General features: G+C 45.2%; 14 protein-coding genes and 1 pseudogene. 2 read left to right on the top strand and 13 right to left on the bottom strand.

Going from position 1 to position 17,906, the window contains the following annotated elements:
- Positions 1-32 precede the first annotated feature (32 nt).
- Positions 33-932: a cysJI operon transcriptional regulator CysL gene (cysL, locus tag NYE22_RS01600; RefSeq protein ID WP_014481233.1), complete on the bottom strand. Its 900-nt coding sequence runs from the start codon at positions 930-932 to the stop codon at positions 33-35.
- Between the two features lie 145 nt (positions 933-1,077).
- Complete coding sequence (gene pta / locus NYE22_RS01595; protein WP_003235941.1) at positions 1,078-2,049, bottom strand: phosphate acetyltransferase; 972 nt, start codon at positions 2,047-2,049, stop codon at positions 1,078-1,080.
- Between the two features lie 269 nt (positions 2,050-2,318).
- Between pta and hemQ the strand changes: the two genes are divergently transcribed.
- Both hemQ and bacG read left to right on the top strand, forming a co-directional pair.
- Positions 2,319-3,083, top strand: coding sequence for a hydrogen peroxide-dependent heme synthase (hemQ, locus tag NYE22_RS01590; protein ID WP_003242896.1), 765 nt, complete (start codon positions 2,319-2,321; stop codon positions 3,081-3,083).
- Between the two features lie 132 nt (positions 3,084-3,215).
- The gene (gene bacG / locus NYE22_RS01585; protein ID WP_015714908.1) at positions 3,216-3,995 is read left to right on the top strand and encodes an NADPH-dependent reductase BacG; all 780 of its coding nucleotides are present in this window, start codon (positions 3,216-3,218) and stop codon (positions 3,993-3,995) included.
- A 14-nt stretch (positions 3,996-4,009) separates the two neighbouring features.
- On the opposite strand, the gene bacF is transcribed toward bacG, so the two are convergent.
- The 11 genes and pseudogenes from bacF to rocG form a co-directional block, all read right to left on the bottom strand.
- Complete coding sequence (gene bacF, locus NYE22_RS01580; protein ID WP_339231509.1) at positions 4,010-5,209, bottom strand: transaminase BacF; 1,200 nt, start codon at positions 5,207-5,209, stop codon at positions 4,010-4,012.
- Positions 5,210-6,394, bottom strand: coding sequence for a bacilysin exporter BacE (gene bacE, locus NYE22_RS01575; protein ID WP_019712823.1), 1,185 nt, complete (start codon positions 6,392-6,394; stop codon positions 5,210-5,212).
- Positions 6,391-7,809 (bottom strand): alanine--anticapsin ligase, encoded by a 1,419-nt coding sequence (bacD, locus tag NYE22_RS01570; RefSeq protein WP_003242921.1) that lies wholly within the window; start codon positions 7,807-7,809, stop codon positions 6,391-6,393. Before bacD ends, bacE begins: the two co-directional genes overlap by 4 nt.
- Positions 7,810-7,827: 18 nt before the next feature.
- Positions 7,828-8,589 (bottom strand): dihydroanticapsin 7-dehydrogenase, encoded by a 762-nt coding sequence (bacC, locus tag NYE22_RS01565; RefSeq protein ID WP_326208814.1) that lies wholly within the window; start codon positions 8,587-8,589, stop codon positions 7,828-7,830.
- Between the two features lie 2 nt (positions 8,590-8,591).
- Positions 8,592-9,299 carry a 3-((4R)-4-hydroxycyclohexa-1,5-dien-1-yl)-2-oxopropanoate isomerase gene (gene bacB / locus NYE22_RS01560; protein WP_003244300.1) on the bottom strand — a complete coding sequence of 236 codons (708 nt, stop codon included), beginning with the start codon at positions 9,297-9,299 and terminating at the stop codon, positions 8,592-8,594.
- A complete protein-coding gene (bacA, locus tag NYE22_RS01555; protein ID WP_009968341.1) occupies positions 9,289-9,903 on the bottom strand; it encodes a prephenate decarboxylase in 615 nt (204 codons plus the stop codon). Before bacA ends, bacB begins: the two co-directional genes overlap by 11 nt.
- 151 nt (positions 9,904-10,054) lie before the next feature.
- The gene (locus NYE22_RS01550; protein ID WP_015384960.1) at positions 10,055-11,293 is read right to left on the bottom strand and encodes an MFS transporter; all 1,239 of its coding nucleotides are present in this window, start codon (positions 11,291-11,293) and stop codon (positions 10,055-10,057) included.
- A gap of 208 nt (positions 11,294-11,501) precedes the next feature.
- Positions 11,502-12,913: pseudogene (locus tag NYE22_RS01545) on the bottom strand (amino acid permease).
- Positions 12,913-14,613: a M20/M25/M40 family metallo-hydrolase gene (locus NYE22_RS01540; RefSeq protein ID WP_187001949.1), complete on the bottom strand. Its 1,701-nt coding sequence runs from the start codon at positions 14,611-14,613 to the stop codon at positions 12,913-12,915. Before NYE22_RS01540 ends, NYE22_RS01545 begins: the two are co-directional and overlap by 1 nt.
- A 73-nt stretch (positions 14,614-14,686) precedes the next feature.
- Positions 14,687-16,234, bottom strand: coding sequence for an L-glutamate gamma-semialdehyde dehydrogenase (gene pruA / locus NYE22_RS01535; protein WP_342412251.1), 1,548 nt, complete (start codon positions 16,232-16,234; stop codon positions 14,687-14,689).
- Positions 16,235-16,460: 226 nt separating this feature from the next.
- Positions 16,461-17,735 (bottom strand): glutamate dehydrogenase, encoded by a 1,275-nt coding sequence (rocG, locus tag NYE22_RS01530; protein ID WP_342412250.1) that lies wholly within the window; start codon positions 17,733-17,735, stop codon positions 16,461-16,463.
- Positions 17,736-17,906 lie beyond the last annotated feature (171 nt).

Below are 17,906 nucleotides of genomic sequence, written 5' to 3'. Positions count from 1 at the left end.
CATGTTAGGCTTATTGAACGAAAACTATTATATCATTTCAGCAGCTGTGATTGATAATTGCTTTTCAGCATCGTAATAAAAATTTCTTTATTTTTTGTATTCTCCATGAGAGGAGAATGAATGTAAGACAGCTTGCGCTTTAACGAGAAATCTTTAATATGCAGAATTGAGATTTCGCGGTGGATCAAATCCTTATGCAGTACGCTTCTGGATAGAACCGAAAGTCCCATGCCGTTAATCACCGCTTCCTTTACACCTTGATTGCTGCTGATGGTGAACATTGATTTCGGCCGAAGTCCATTTGAACTGAGTACATGATCGAGATATTCTCTCGTCCCGGAGCCTTTCTCTCTTGTCACCCACGCTTCGTTCTGCAAATCGCTGATCGAAATCTCTTTCCGCCCGGCGAGCGGATGCTGATTTGGAGCGGCAATGCACATTTCATCCTCCATGAACGGTTCAATTTCCAGCTCATTCTCGTTTGTATGTCCTTCAATCAGCCCGATATCAGCCTGAAGCATCCGCACACGCTCGCTGACCTCCTCTGTATTGCCAATCATGACATCTAGATTCAGCTCTGGATACAGCTTTTGCAGCTGGGCCAATAGCGGCGGAAGAATATACTCACCGATTGTAAAGCTTGCAGCTATTTTCAATTCGCCCTTCACATAGTGATGATGCGCATAGATTTCAGCCTTGGCTTGTTCGTAGAGAAACACCATTTGCTTTGCTCTTTGATATAAAATGTCTCCTGTCGGCGTTGTCGTAAAGTGTTTTGGCGACCTGTTCAGAAGAGCCGTTTGAAATTCTTTCTCAAGATTTTTGATATGCAGACTGACGCTGGGCTGGGAGATCATCAGCTTTTCCGCCGCTTTTGTGAAGTTTTTTTCTTCTACCACCGCTATAAACGTTTTCAGCACGTCGTAATACAAAAACCCCACCCCTGTCATTAATGAAATATATGGTTATGATTAGTTTTCTTTATTGTACTCATATCATCCGTCTTGGTAAAGAAGGCTATACGGAAGCGCAAAAAAGGCAGCCCTCGGTCGAGAGCTGCCATCGTCTTCATTTTTATTACAGTGCTTGCGCCGCTGTAATTAATGCGAGATTGTAAACATCTTCAGCGTTACATCCTCTTGAAAGGTCGTTTACAGGCATATTTAAACCTTGCAGGATTGGTCCTACCGCTTCAAAGTTGCCCAAACGCTGAGCGATTTTATAGCCGATGTTTCCTGCTTCAAGGCTTGGGAATACGAATACGTTAGCGTCCCCTTTGATTTCGGAATCCGGCGCTTTTTTCTCAGCTACAGATGGAACAAATGCAGCATCAAATTGGAATTCGCCGTCAAGTGTCAGTTCAGGCGCTTTTTCTTTCGCGATTTTCACTGCATCCGCTACTTTTTCTGTTTCATCAGATTTTGCTGAGCCTTTTGTAGAGAAGCTGAGCATTGCCACGCGAGGCTCAATGTCGAACATTTTTGCCGTATTGGCACTTTCGATCGCAATCTCGGCAAGATCTTGGCTGTCAGGCGCAATGTTGATCGCGCAATCTGCGAATACGTATTGCTCTTCTCCGCGAGCCATGATGAACACGCCGGAAGTCTTTTTCACGCCTTCTTTTGTTTTGATGATTTGAAGAGCCGGGCGGACAGTGTCAGCAGTTGAGTGAGCAGCTCCGCTTACAAGTCCGTCTGCAAGTCCTTTATACACCAGCATTGTACCGAAGTAGTTCTCGTCTAATAACGCTTTGCGAGCCTGTTCTTCTGTCGCTTTGCCTTTGCGGCGTTCTACGAATGCTTGTACAAGGTCTTCCATGCCTTCATATGTATGAGGATCATAAATCTTAACGCCGTCCAGCGTAAGGTTCAATTCTTTTGCTTTTGCTTGGATCTCATTTTCATTGCCGATCACAATCGGATTCAGCACTTTGTTTCCTGCAAGCTTGCTGACCGCTTCTAAAATACGCTCGTCTAAGCCTTCAGGAAATACAATTTTAACGTCTTTTCCAGCTACTTTTTCTTGCACTGTTGAAAATAAATCTGCCACAATAAAACCTCCTCAAAAAGTTACAAAAACGCTTTCTTTTACTAGCATACTCTTCTTCCAATCAAATTCAAACAGCCAACTTTCATTATAGCGCTTTCATAAAAAAATCTTATTTTTCTAACTAATTTAAGTGACTCAATCTTCCCTTATAGGTTCTTCTATTTTGATGGAGTTATACGGAAGGGATGTTCAAGGTTTCTCCACAGTAGAATCGGATAAACTATGGTATAGTGAAGGCAATCATGAAAAGATAATGGGAGTGAAGATAAATGAGTGAACAGCAAATGACGAATGAAGCGGCAAAAACGCTTGACGGCTGGTATGCGCTTCATGATTTCCGCACAATGGATTGGGCTTCCTGGAAGCTTCTGTCCAGTGATGAGCGCCAATCTATCATACATGAATTCACCGGGTTGCTTGAAAAATGGGGCGTAGCCCAAAAAGAAGGAAAAGGATCCCAAACTCTTTACAGCATCGTCGGCCAAAAAGCTGATTTTATGCTGATGATCCTTCGTCCTACAATGGAAGAATTAAATCAAATTGAGCTTGAATTCAACAAATCAAGACTTGCTGAGTTCACCATTCCGGCATACTCCTACGTATCAGTGGTAGAGCTGAGCAACTACTTGGCAAGCGGTGACGGCGATCCTTACGAAAATCCGCATGTGCGCGCGCGCCTTTACCCTGAACTGCCGGAATCAAAATATGTATGCTTCTATCCAATGGATAAAAGAAGATCCGGCAACGACAACTGGTATATGCTTTCAATGGAGGAACGCAGAAACTTGATGAGAAGCCACGGTTTAATCGGCCGCAGCTATGCGGGCAAAGTCAAACAGATCATCACCGGCTCTGTCGGCTTTGACGATTACGAGTGGGGCGTTACATTATTCAGCGATGATGTCCTTCAATTCAAGAAGCTAGTGTACGAAATGCGTTTTGACGAAGTCAGCGCTCGCTATGGCGAATTTGGTTCATTCTTTGTCGGCAATCACCTTTCGCTTGATACACTTCCTCAATTCCTATATGTATAATATCCCCTCCCGCCCTATCCGGCGGGAGTTTTTCAATTCTCCTTTATCAGAATTTAAAAAAAATTTGCTATTTTCTTCGTTTTTTCTTACGATGTAGATAATAATCCATTTTTTTCAAAGGGGTGCAGTTATTTGTCAAAACGAACCGCATTTGTTATGGGAGCCAGTCAAGGGATTGGGAAAGCAATCGCTCTGAAATTAGCAGACCAGCACTTTTCCCTCGTCATTAATTCGCGAAATTTGGATAATATTGAATCTGTCAAAGAAGACATTTTGGCCAAGCATCCTGAGGCGAGCGTCATTGTCCTTGCGGGCGATATGTCTGACCAGCATACGAGAGCGGCCATTTTTCAGGCAATCGAATCTCAATGCGGACGGCTTGATGTTCTGATTAATAATATCCCGGGCGGCGCGCCTGACACATTTGATAACTGCAATATAGAGGATATGACGGCCACGTTCACTCAAAAGACCGTTGCCTATATTGACGCAATCAAGCGTGCTTCCTCACTGATGAAACAAAACGAGTTTGGCAGAATCATCAACATTGTCGGAAATCTGTGGAAAGAACCCGGCGCCAACATGTTCACAAACAGTATGATGAATGCCGCTTTAATTAACGCCAGTAAAAATATTTCCATCCAGCTTGCTCCTCACAACATTACTGTCAACTGTCTAAATCCTGGTTTTATCGCTACAGACCGTTATCATCAATTTGTGGAAAATGTGATGAAAAAGAACAGCATATCCAAACAGAAAGCAGAAGAACAGATTGCTTCCGGGATTCCGATGAAACGGGTCGGATCAGCCGAAGAAACCGCAGCGCTCGCCGCGTTTCTTGCCTCTGAGGAAGCCTCCTACATCACGGGGCAGCAAATTTCCGCTGACGGCGGCAGCATGAAAAGCATATAAAAACATCCCGCTTTTTAGCGGGATGTTTCTTGTAATGACCCGAACGGCAGGTTCAGCTTTTGAATCCGCATGACAAATTCCCTCAGATCCTCCTGCTTCGACACCATTGAGATTCTGACATGCCTTTTTCCGTTGCTTCCAAAAATTTCGCCCGGTGTGACTACGACATGGGCATGCTCCAGCAAGTAATCGGAAAATTGGTGAGATGTCTCAAACGTATTCGGAATTTCAGCCCATACGTAAAAGGTTCCTTTTGGCTTTTCCATCTTCCAGCCCAGTTCCTTTTCGCAAAGCGCCGTAAAAAAGTCAATTCGTTCCTTATAAATTCGTTTCAACGATTCCGTATGCTCCGGATCTCCAGAAAGCGCCGCACTCGCTGCCTGCTGCAGCCCGCCGAACATGCCGACAAATACATGATCCTGAAATTCATTGACAGCCTGAATGATCTTTTCGTTCCCAACCGCAAACGCCATTCTCCAGCCGGCCATGTTAAATGTTTTTGAAAATGAATAAAGCTCTGCTCCGACAATTTTGGCATCCTCTGCCTCAAGAAAGCTGGCCGGTTTTTGATCGAATTCAAACGCTCCGTATGCAAAATCATGAATCAAATGGATATGATGCTCTTTTGCAAAAGCAGCAGCTCTTGCATAAAAAGCCGCATCAGCCACAGCTCCAGTGGGGTTGTTCGGATAGTTTAAAAACATAAGCTTCGCTTTTTCCAGCACGGCTGGATCAATCTTTTCAAAATCCGGCAGATAGCCATTTTCTTCATACAGCGGCATTTCGTAAAGCTCAGCTCGCGCCATCGTAATCCCTGATAAATATTCAGGGTAGCCTGGATTCGGGACTAAAGCGATGTCTCCCGGATTGAGCAGGCATTGTGTCAGCACATACAAACCGGCTTTCCCGCCTCCGAAAAGCGCGACCTCCGTTTCAGGATTGATTGTCACGCCGTATTCTCTTTTATAGAAAGCAGCGATTGCTTCCTTCAAAAAAGGATAGCCCCTGAAAGGGCCGTATCCATGAAACGAAGGATTCAAGGACGCCTCCCGCAAAGCCTCCACAATATGCGGCGGAGTGGGAAGGTCAGGGTTCCCCTGTCCGAGATTAATGATATGGGCTCCCGTTTTTTCCATTTCCTTTACCTTTTGAAAAACGAGAGAAAACTCCTGCCTTGGAAGTGTCTTGATGACATCGGACGGTGTTATTTCCATCTAAAAGACTCCTTTTTGCTCCGTTTTGTTATCCCGTTCCAAAAACGATTTGTTGACGAGCTTCGTATGCAGAAACAAACCGCATACGATCACGACAATCAGCCCCATAATGACCGGAGCGCTGAGGATGTTAATGAACATTGAACCAATAGAAATGCATAATCCGATAGACGCTTCGGCCACTGAAAAAATGCGCCCTTGAATCTGGTTTGCCGCATTTTCCTGAACCTTCACTTTTGCAAGCACTTCCCCGTATTCCATCGCGATGAAAAAGAGGATCGCCGCGATGACAGAAACAGCGAATATCGGTGTGAATAAAAACAGCGCCAGCGAGACAATGGATAAAACGGTAAAGTACGTCAGGCCTCTATTATTGTTAAAGCCCCATTTGCCGACAAGCGCCGCTCCGATAAAGCCGCCGAAACCGATGCAGAATGTGAGAATAAAGTTGCCGATTTCCCCGTCACCCAAAAAGCGGCTGACAATCGGAAAATAGCTGTACACAACTCCCCACAGCAAAGCCATTGTAATCATCGTAAACATGGCGTTTAATACGAATGCATTGGTTTTGATTTCCTTGAGTCCTTCCTTAAAAGACTGAAAGGCCTCTTTAATGTTTTCAGATTGAATCGGCACAAATTGCAGCTTGATACGGCTGATAAAAAATGCCGAAACCAGGTATGTCACACCGTTAAAGGCAACAGCCAGCTCTACAGATCCCCCTAACAGAAAGAGCCCTCCGGCAGCCGCCCCGACGATAATGGAGATGGTTGTCGCTTTTGCAAATAACGTGTTGATGCTTTTAATATCTGATTCCAAGGACGACATGACAGCGAGACGGGCGGGATTAAAAAACACGCCGCTTCCATAAGAAATAAACAGCAGGGCCAGAAAAATCAGCGGATACTCGCCTTTTGGAAGAAATGTGAGCCCCAAAAAGATGATGCCTCTGATGATATCCGTCCACAGCATGATCTTAATTCTGTCTAACCGGTCGACCAGAACCCCCAAAAACGGCTGAAACACCATCGGAATGCTTCTGACCACGATGACCCCGGACGTCACCCAATAATCGTGATAATATGTAGACAAAATGAGCAGGGCAGGGAGAACACAATAGTCTCCCATGAACGATAGCGCCTGCCCGTAAAGCAAGTATTTAGAGTTGGGTTTCAGCTGTTTCATACTGGCAGCACATACTTTGCCGTCAGCTTTGCATGCTGCTGAATTTGTCTGATTGATTCAGCCACATCCTGTGAATTACTGCCTTTCAGTTCAAATGCAGCAATGGAATTGAAAGCTTCAAACAATGTCAAATCAACTGAAGTGCCTGGTGCTGCGGCCGAAAAAGAAACGATTTCAGTATCCCCTTTTAAAAGCCCGTCCGGAATATCGATCGCTTCAATGACCAAATCCTCAGCAGTTTCTGGAATCTGGCCATTTTGTTTGAAATGCTGCGGGTACAAATGGCAGTCGGCGACATAGTAAGGCTCTTGATCCAATAATCCGTCAGGCAGATCGGCGTCTTTTCCGAAACAAAGGACATCTAATAATAATTGCGCCATATCAAGGCCGAAAACCTTTTTAATGTTAGGGATCATATTCCAGCCGGCAAATCTGGCTGCTGATTCTATTAAACCCGGTTCTCTGTTTTTCATTAGCTTGATCTCTGTATGTGTTGCGCAATTTTGCAGGCCAAGCCCTTCATTTGCCTTTTTGGCAGCTTCAACAATTTTCTTTTTTGCCTCTTCATCCAGAATGGACGGCGTAATGTGGGATGTCTCTGTAAACCCGATTTGCGGCGTTTTATCATGAATGGCGATCGGGAAATACTCACCGTCAGCCATGATGCCTTCTATACTGATATAGTCGGAGTACCCTTCTGTTTGATACCAGTCTCCGTACTCACCCTGTAAAAATTCTTCAGCGATAAACGGCGCTTCAAACGTAACCGCCTTTGGCACGTTAATTGATTTCAGATAGTCATTGACTCTGTTAAATTCATCTTCTGCCGTCTCAGTGTCCGTAATCAGCGTTACACCGATTGAACTCGCTAAGTATGTAGGCTTTAAGATAAGAGGTGTGCCGATCTCTTCAAGAGCAGCACGGAAATCTTCAAGAGTTGTGACTCGTTTGTTTTTGATCGATTTGACTCCGGCCTTATTAAAAGCGTCCCTCATTTTATTTTTATCTCTGGCATTTTCGGCTGCCTGCACGCCGGCACCTCTCAAGCCCAGACGTTCACAGGCTTTCGCCATCGGAGCAATGAATAATTCATTGTTTGTTGTGATGGCATCCGCCCCAAACATTTCGGCAACCTTGACGATTTGCTCGACGACCTCTTCCTCAGGCTTGTTATGATCCTCATGCGCCCAATAAATGGAGTCAGGATGCTCAAAATCAGCTAAACTCTTAAAATAGTCTTTATCTTTTATGACCGCGACCGAGTATTTTTCAATCAATGCTGCATGGGAGGCTGTAATTGCAAAAGGTCTTGGAATAAAGCTGACCAGGTTATATTTTTCAGCAGCGCTTTTATAAAACATGTGCGGCGGGCAGCCTCCAAGATCAGCGATGACCAATACTGTTTTTCTCTCCATATGTAAAACACTCCTTCTCTATTGTGCGGTGTATCCTCCGTCTGCGGTGATGGCGCTTCCGGTCATATAGCTTGATAAATCCGAGGCTAAAAACAGCATCACGTTTGCGATTTCTTCAGGTTTTCCAAGCCTCAGCAGCGGATTTACCTTCGCCTTTTCTTTTTTGATCTCTTCAAGTGTGCCTTCATTATTTTCAAGGAATGATTTTTCATTCAGCGGTGTGTCGATGATCCCCGGGCATACGCAGTTCACGCGAATTTGATGCTTCGCATAATCAACGGCCATTGATTTAGTCAGCTGCAAAACCCCGCCTTTGCTGGCGTTATAGGCAGGAATATCAGGCCATGCCACGAGTCCGCCGACAGAGCACGTATTAATGATGTTGCCCTTGCCGGCGGCCAGCATATGCTTGAGTGCATGTTTGCTCATTAAAAACATGCCGGTCAAATTGACTTGCAGCACCTTGTTCCAATCGCTGAGCTCCATCTCGTGAATAGGCGCCACGATTTCGATGCCTGCATTATTAATCAAGACATCGAGTCCGCCAAATGTATGAACCGCCGATTCAACTGCGTGCTGGCAGGCAGCTTCGTCTATGATGTCCGTTTGCACAAAGTGCAACCTGTCATTATTTTCTTTTCGTACCATTGCTTCTCCCTGCGCTTCATCAATATCCGCCACAACCACATTGGCCTGCTGGCCCAAAAAAGCCTGAACCGCAGCATAACCAATGCCTGATGCGCCTCCTGTTATGAGGACGATTTTATCGGTGAGGTTCATGATCATTCATCCGCCTTCATTTTTTTTGCTTTTGCTCTGTTGTAGCGCGGCGGGAAGAAGATATTAATCGATTTTGATTCTTTTTCCGAACGGTTGATGGCACCGTGATCTTCACGAGGCTCACAGAAATAGGCTGTGCCGAATTTCATCTCGACTGTGCAGCCTTCGACCGTCATGTCATAGCCGCCGCCGATGCAGATGCCGATTTGTTCATTCCGATGTTTATGGAAAGGCATTTCTCCGCCATTTCCAGGGATTTTGGCAAGCATAATTTCTACCCAATCCTCAACAAAGAACGTGACTTCCATGCCCGGCAGCAGGTCTCTTGTTTTGAAAATATCCAAAAAGTAGTCCTCAGGACTTGTATATGTTTCATCAGCTTTCAGCCGCTTGATATCAATAGCAATCACTTCTTGGTCTGTGTCGTTTCTTGCCCCGTGAGGCACATGCGGCGGCGCGATATAGGCAGATTCCAAGGCTGTCATTTTTCTTGTCACATCTCCGACAGTCATCATCAGCTCGCCAGAAACGACCATGCCGATTTGGACCTCCTTATGCTGATGGGGTTCAACATTGGTATGCGGCGGGACGTAAGACATTAATACTTCAGTATCCCCTCGTACGGTTGAATACTGCCTCACTCCGTTTTCCCATTCAATTAATTTCGGTGTCGGGAAATAAAGCTCCTGCATATCTTCTTTAGTTTTCATCATCAACGTCTCCTTTTCCAAATAATGACCAGCTCATTGGAATGCTTTTGAATGTTTTTACAAAGGTTAGCCCGTACTTTTGCCGTGCAAGCTCATTGGTTAAGGCAATGTCATACAAACCTTCTTTTACTTTTCTTGCGGCTTGACTGGTTGAATTGACTAGTTTGAAACGAACATCTTTGCGGGTAAAATATTTTATTAAATTAATAGGTGAAGGATGTGAAACAATAACAGATGTATCAAGCATATCGTCTCTGAATTCAAAATCAGGACGAACAGCCAGGCCGTACATCGGTGTGTCGCACCTGAAGATCTGCAATAGCTGCAAATCCGGCCTCATGTAGAAATGCTTAATGCCATCGTAAGCATGTGGGACGATGGTATATTCCAGCGGGCTTTGGAGCGTCCTTTCGATGCATGATTCAAAAGTATCATGCAAGGACAATTTACTGTTCAGCCCTTGTAGAAGAGTAAAATTGGAAATGAAATGCTTTGCTGCGTACTCACTGCTTGTCCCCTCAGGGCCGAGCGTGTTGACTGTAATGAGTTTGGATAGTGAATCAGTTCTTTTTTTTGTCTGAATGCTATTATCCAATATAATCATGAGCACCAACCAATCTTTTAAAATTTTAAGTAAATTTTATCCAGCGTCAATTGAACTGTCAATGTTTTTTGAAAATATTGATAATTATTCCCATACAAACAAAAAAACCCTTTATAAAGGGTTTTTAATTATAGGAATTTAGAAACTTTGTTTATTGAGATAAGGACTGATCGGCCTTCTGCTCAAGTTTGCCGTACTTTTTATATGCGAATATACTGAGCACAAATCCGAGGACTGTGATGGCTGCGCAAATCAATCCGACAGCTGCATAGCCGTATGCCACATAGACGGGTCCCATTAAAGCAGAACCTAATGTCACGGCCAGATTCGAGGCGAGGCTGTAAAACACCATGACTTTTCCGCGATGACGCTCTGAGCAGTCACTCAAAATGGTGCTGAGCAGCGTCACCGTCAAACTTTGCATTAATCCCCAAATAAATAGGCTGACGATTAACAGAAACATTGACGCCGGCGCATATGGTAAACACGCCAGCAGAACGCTGATGACCCCCAGCGCAATCAAAAGGGAGCGCATTTTTCCGATGCGGTCGGCTATCTTTCCTGTAATCACACTCATGGAAAACCCGATTCCATAAATCATGATAAATAAGCCCGCAGCCGTGTTTCCTCCGGTAAAAACGTCTTGAAGATAGGTGCCTAAAAAGGAATACATACCGTAAAAACCAATCATATTACAAAAAGTTATCGTGATATAAACAGGTACACGAGGGACTTTCAGCGCATCCCGGAATGTTCCTGCCGGCTCTTCTATTTCTTCCTTGCCGCTGTTTTTATGTTGGGCATGGCGGCGCATTTCAAGGAGAATCAGCAGGACAACTAAAACGCCCATCAAGGCGAAAATCCAAAACGTCCATCTCCAATGCAGGACGCCGCCGATAAATGATCCGAGCGGCACTCCGAAAATCAGCGCCAGCGACCAGCTTGAAACGATCAGTCCCATCACCTTGCCCCGGTATGTATAAGGAACACGATCACCGACAACTGCGTATGCGGTCGGAACAAACGCTCCCGCAGCCAATCCCGAGAGCGCCCGGCCTAAAAAGAAGAAAAAAATATTTTGAGCCAAAGCGCATATCACCGTTCCTATGATAAAGATCATAAGCCCGGCCAATAAGCTCAGTTCTCTGGAGTATTTATCGCCTAATGGAACCAAAAGCGGCGCACCGATAAAAATCATAATGCCGTAAATACTGATAGATAATGCAAGGACACTAACATCTGAGCTGAAGGCTTTTGCTAAATCCGGCAGCAGCGGTGAGATCACAAGCTCTTCAGATCCGGCTGCAAATACCCCCATCGTTAAAGCCAGTGCCAACAATAACGGAAAATGATGTTTTGTTTTGATGTCATTGTTTTGATTGCTGTTCATTCTTTCTCAAACACCTCTTCCATAATATTCTTATCATAAAGTTGTATTATAGTTTAGCATTGTTTTTTCTCTATTTACAATTCGAACGAAATATTTATAAGTTTTATTATTTTCATTTAAATCCCATTATATATTTCTATATTTCATTCTAAAAATACATGAGGATGTAACGCGTAAAAAAGCTCTCCGGCCTCCCGGAGAGCTTTTTCTATTGCGCCTCTGTCTGCTTTTTTTCAATCGATTCATGATTTATACGCTTTTTGATGCTTAGATGATAGTATGCATAGCAGAAAATAATGATCGGCACACCGCAGTATAAGCCGATTCTTTGATCCGGAATGAAAATAAGGCTGATCAACACGCAGCCATATAAACAAAATCCGAGCATCGGGACTAGCGGATAAAGCGGCGTTCTGAACTCCAGATCATTCACATTTCCGCCTTCAGCAAGGAAACGTCTGCGAAAGAAAAATTGCGACGCACAAATGGACATCCACGCGACAACTGTCACCATGCCCGAGATTGAGATACACCATAAATACACTGTTTCTGCGGCCATGACACTTGTCAGCAGCGAACAGCCTGAAATGCCCAACGTAATCAGCAGGGCATTCATCGGCACGCCTTTTTTGTCAGTCTGGTGAGAAAGGATGGACCCATTTGATTTGATGAAAGTGACCACATCATACGCGACGCCGCATACAACCCCGAATTAGCAACAGATAAAATGGCTGTTAAGATGACAAAGTTCATGATATCTGCCGAAAATGGGATGCCGATTTGATCGAGTACCGCTACAAATGGGCTTTCAATCACCCCCGCCGTTTTGTACGGAAGGATGGCAACCAAGACGAACATAGCGAGCACAAAGAAAAACAGCGTGCGCCAAATGACATTTCGAATGGACTTTGGCAGTGTTTTTTCCGGGCTTTCACTTTCCCCTGCCGCAATGCCGACAAGCTCCGTTCCCTGGAACGAGAAGTTCACCATGACCAGCGTAAACATAACGGCCAGCACCCCATTAGGGAAAAGTCCTCTATCAGTCATAAAGTTAGACAAAAAGGGTGTCTCCTGTCCGCCTTTAAAGTCAATCAAACCAAACACAGCGGCTCCGCCAATCACAATAAATAATATGATCGCCGCCACTTTGATGCTTGAAAACCAAAATTCCATTTCCGCAAAGCTTCTGACAGAGAGCGCATTAATCAAAAAGATGACGATGCCGAACACGAGGCACCATATCCAGATCGGAACAGAGGGCAGCCACCTTTGCATCAAAATGCCTGCTGACGTCAGCTCTAACCCCACTGTATTCGCCCAGCTGAACCAATACAGCCAGCCAATCATAAAGCCTGTCGACGGTCCCAGAAATTTAGTGGCGTAGGCCTGAAACGATCCGGCCACCGGCATGGCAACAGCCAATTCTCCTAAACAAAGCATGACGAGATACATTAAAAATCCGCCGATGATATAAGCGGCAATGGCGCCGAGCGGTCCCGCCTGGCTAATGGTAAAGCCAGAGCCTAGAAACAGCCCAGTGCCAATCACCCCTCCCAAAGCAATCATAAACAAATGCCTGCTTTTCATGCTGCGCTGCAATTCATTTTTATGATTCTGCATCATCCTTCCCCCTTTGGTTCTTTTGCCATGATGGTCATCCGGTAGCTCTGCAAAAGGTGAACGGTGGTTTGCTGTATGAGGAGAGGCAATACATGAAATGTGTACGGTTTATACACTCGTTCTGTCCATTTATGGCCGTCTTTTCCGTACACACCCATATTAATGGATGGAATATTCAGCTTGCGTATGTCTTTGAACGGAATGGTCCCAATCCTATTCCACCCAGGAAAGTTCCTGATAAAAGAATCAATTTCGCCATCGGTTTCGTGCAGTGATAAAAAACTGCCGTCTGCCAAGTAGGGGAAAAACTTTTTGAAGACAAATGTTTCGCCTGTCGATTCAGCGGTTTTGTCAGCCGCTTCTTTAATCACATGCTGCAAAAGCTGATCTCTTGCGCTATCTTCTTTCAAATAGTTATGCGGCAGGTAAGGAGGTGCGTAAAATAGAATGACTTTTGCGCCTTGATCGGGGTCAAGCTTTTGAAGCTCTTCGATTGCCTGAAAGCATCTCATGCGAAGTTCAAGGTGCTCGTTGGCTTTGAATGTCTGCTCGATACACTGCTCGGGATCTATCCCCCGGTTTCTCAGCTTTTCTAAGTATTGCTCCAGGCTATACACTTGAATGTCCCATGATAAATGTTTCTTTGGCAGGTTGGCTCTTTTTGCATATTCTTCATAATAATCTGATAATTTTTGTTGTGTCTCTCGGCATGCTTCCTCAGTGACTTTAATAAGCAAATCCATCATTTCTTTTGCTGTTCTTTCATAAATAAAACAATTGAAATACAAGCTGGTGCTGACAGCCGTTTGCACATTATAGGATTCCTTGTTATCACGCTGATACAAACAGGATGGTGGCAGAACCAACTCCCCTTCAACCTTTTCTGCCAGATGGATGTTATTGTGGAGACGGCTTGTGATTTCAGATGAAATGAAATTCGGGTCAATCCCTGCCAGTGTATCGCCAACATGGACTTCCCGCCCGTGGATGTAAAAGCACGGCAGCAGTTTTCCCGCGGCTCCGGTATAGATATATCTTGTCTGATCACCATCGTAAAGCGGGGTAATAAAGTCCGTATTAATAGCGGCCAAATAGTGAAGCTGTTTTTCTTTTTTTAGCCGGTTCAGCTCTGAAATGCTGGCGAGAATGCCCGAATGCTGGCTCTCCTCATCGGGATTGGCCATAAACAATACATTTCCCGGCAACGTCTCAAGGTTCTCCGAAAAATGTAGGAGATTGGCTAGATGCACGGCGATGCCGCTTTGCATATCGACAGATCCTCTTCCGAACATCCACTCGCCTGATTTGGCATCCCGCTGAACATCCTGATCGAACTCATAGCGGCTGAAATACTCGGCCAATTTCTCACAATCAAAAGCGATATCCTTTAAAGGGCCGAAATCTTCAATTCCGACTGTATCCAGATGGGCATGGTAAATGACTGTATTTCGGCTTTCTCCATGTCCTTCAATAAACGCAAAAATATTTTTGCGATTGTATGGGTCATTGGGAATGGCCTGTTCCCACACATGACTGGGGTTTTCCTGAAAATAAGGATAGCTCGTGATCACTTCTTTGATGAAATCTGCTTTTGTCCCTTCTCCTACGGTGCCGTTCACGCTGCTGAGGCTGACCAGAGATGCTGTCAGCGCCTCCACTCTTTCAGCCGGATTCATGTGACTGATTTTTGTATACTGCATAAATTGTCCTCCTGATCAAAAAGTTGAAATCGTGCGATCCGCTAAAGAATCGCACGATTTTATTTCTCTCAAATCAAAAAGCTTCGGACGTTGTTTTGGCTTGCATATGAAGAATTAAGTAATCGGGACCGCCTGCTTTTGAGTCTGTTCCTGACATATTAAAACCGCCGAACGGCTGATAGCCGACAATTGCTCCGGTACATCCTCTGTTAAAATATAGGTTTCCGACATGGAAATCCTCGCGCGCCCGTTCAATGTGCGCACGGTTTTTCGTCAGAAGCGCACCTGTTAATCCGTATTCCGTGTTATTGGCAATCTCCAGCATATGATCGAAATCACGCGCTTTGCAAATCGCAACAACCGGGCCGAAAATTTCTTCCTGCATCAAGCGGGCGTTTTCATCAACATCTGCAAAGATCGTCGGCTGAATAAAGTAGCCTTTTGAATCATCGCCTTCTCCGCCGGCCAATAGCTTGCCTTCAGATTTGCCGATTTCAATGTATTTCATCACTTTGTTGTAGGATGCTTCATGAATCACGGGACCCATATACGTATCAGGATCTTCTGGATTGCCGACAGTCAGCGTTTTGGTCAGCGCCACAGCTTTTTCCACCACTTCATCATAAACATCCTGATGAATGACCGCGCGGGAGCCCGCAGAACACTTCTGCCCTGAATATCCAAATGCTGAATACACGATAGAGGATGCAGCAAGGTCAAGATCGGCGTCCTTGTCAACAAGCACTGTGTCTTTTCCGCCCATTTCTGCAATTACCCGTTTGAGCCATTTTTGGCCCGGCTGCACTTTGGCGGCTCGCTCATAAATCCGGCAGCCGACTGCACGGGAACCTGTAAATGAGACAAACCGTGTCTTCGGATGCTCAACTAAGAAATCACCGATCTCCGCTCCATCTCCCGGAATGTAATTCAGAACGCCGTTTGGCAGGCCCGCTTCCTCCATGACCTCGACAAATTTTGCTGCCACTACCGGGGCTGCGTCAGCCGGTTTTAAGAGAATCGTATTTCCTGTCACAATCGCTGCCGCCGCTGTTCCCGCCATAATTGCGAGCGGGAAGTTAAATGGAGAAATGACGATGCCGACGCCAAGCGCTTCGTAATGATATTGATTGAACTCGCCAGCACGGCTCTTCACCGGAGCCCCTTCCTTGAGCTTTAACATTTGGCGCGCATAGAACTCTAAAAAGTCTATCGCTTCAGCCGTGTCCGCATCTGCTTCCTTCCACGGTTTTCCCGCTTCCTTCACAAGATAGCTTGAAAATTCATGCTTTCTTCTGCGCAAAATAGCCGCTGCCTTAAAGAGAATATTCGCGCGGTGCTCCGGTCTTTGTTTTTTCCAGGAATCAAATGCCTGTAATGCGGCTTGCATTGCTTTTTCAGCAAGCTCTTGATCTGCTGTAGACGCGTACCCAATGATCTCTTCTTTATTTGCCGGGTTAATGGAAATGATTTTGCGGTCCGTTTCAATTTTTTCTCCATTTATGACAAGCGGATAATGCTTGCCGAGCTGAGAGTTTACAAAGGCCAATGACTCCCCAAATGCAGTTTTATTCTTTGCTTCCGTAAAATCGGTAAATGGTTCGTGCGCGTATGTGACTGTCATATGTAGTCCCCCTCGTGTTATGAAATATATCTTCGCATATGAATAAAAATGCAAGAATCATGCCATTTTCTTGTCTTTTACTGAAAAAACTTGTTGAAGCGAACAGAAATTTGTCTAACAGGTGATCATCTTTCACTATTTCCGATCTTGAACGCAAATTTATTTTGCGATTTTTGCTCTTTAGGCAAAAAACAAATGCAAAATTATTTTGCGGAGGCTTCTCAAATTAGACCCATCCGCGGAATCGCGATGCTTCTGCCGATTTTCTGATGCCCGTCATGTAAGCCGCCAAACGCATATCCACTTTATGTGTTGCCGCTGTCTGATAAATTGTTTCGAACGAGCTGACCATGACGCTTCTCAATTTTTCTGCAACCTCTTCTTCCGACCAATAATATCCTTGGTTATTTTGCACCCATTCAAAATAAGAAACCGTGACGCCGCCGGCACTCGCCAGGATATCCGGCACAAGCAGCACGCCTCTTTCATTCAGGATCTTAGTGGCATCAATGGTTGTCGGGCCGTTCGCCGCTTCGACAACAATTGACGCCTGAATGTTATGTGCGTTTTTGGCTGTGATTTGATTGGAGATCGCAGCAGGCACTAAAATATCGCAATCCTTTTCAAGCAGCTCCTCATTTGTGATGACGTCAGTAAATAAGTTGGTGACCATACCGAAGCTGTCCCGTTTATCGAGCAAATAAGGAATATCAAGGCCGTCCGGGTTGTAGAGCCCGCCATTGGCATCAGAAATCCCGATCACCTTCGCGCCCGCATCGTGCATGAATTTGGCCAGGAAGCTACCCGCGTTTCCAAAGCCCTGTATGATGATGCGCGCGTTTTGCAGCTTGATCCCTTTTTTCTTCACCGCCTCTTCAATACAAATCGTGACGCCCTGTGCCGTCGCCGTTTCCCGTCCTTGCGATCCGCCCAAAACAAGCGGTTTACCTGTAATAAAGCCCGGAGAATCGAATTCCCGCAGCCGGCTGTACTCATCCATCATCCACGCCATAATCTGTGAATTTGTGTATACATCTGGAGCTGGAATATCCTTTGTCGGACCGACGATCTGGCTGATGGCACGGACATACCCCCTGCTCAGCCTTTCCAGTTCTCCAAATGACATTGTCCGCGGATCACAAATAATACCGCCCTTCCCGCCGCCGTAAGGAAGATTGGCAATCCCGCATTTGAGCGTCATCCAAATGGATAACGCCTTTACTTCCTCTTCATTGACTTCTGGATGGAAACGTACGCCCCCCTTTGTCGGACCGACAGCATCATTGTGCTGTGACCGGTAGCCTGTGAACACTTTGACGCTCCCATTGTCCATTTTGACTGGAATGCGGACAGTGAGCATTCTCTGCGGCTCTTTCATGAGTTCATACATATCTCCCGGATAACCCAGCTTCCGAAGGGCTTCCTTAATGATTGTTTGGGTAGACAGAAATAAGCTAAGAGCTTCTTTTTCTTCATCTTTCGAGACTTGCTTTGCTGACATCTTTTTCACCTCATTGTTTTTTTGGCCGGCTGTAATGTAAGCGCTTTAAAAAATCAGCCCGCCAATTCCTTTCTGCATTGGATTCACCCTTATCATCATGCAAGATCCGTACCAGCTTTTTTAATCAACAAAAAAGAGACTGAAAACATCTCAGTCTCTGATTAAAAATCT

The organism is Bacillus sp. FSL K6-1560 (assembly GCF_038592935.1).
Classification (GTDB): domain Bacteria; phylum Bacillota; class Bacilli; order Bacillales; family Bacillaceae; genus Bacillus; species Bacillus subtilis.
This window is presented reverse-complemented; position numbering and strand designations above follow the sequence as displayed.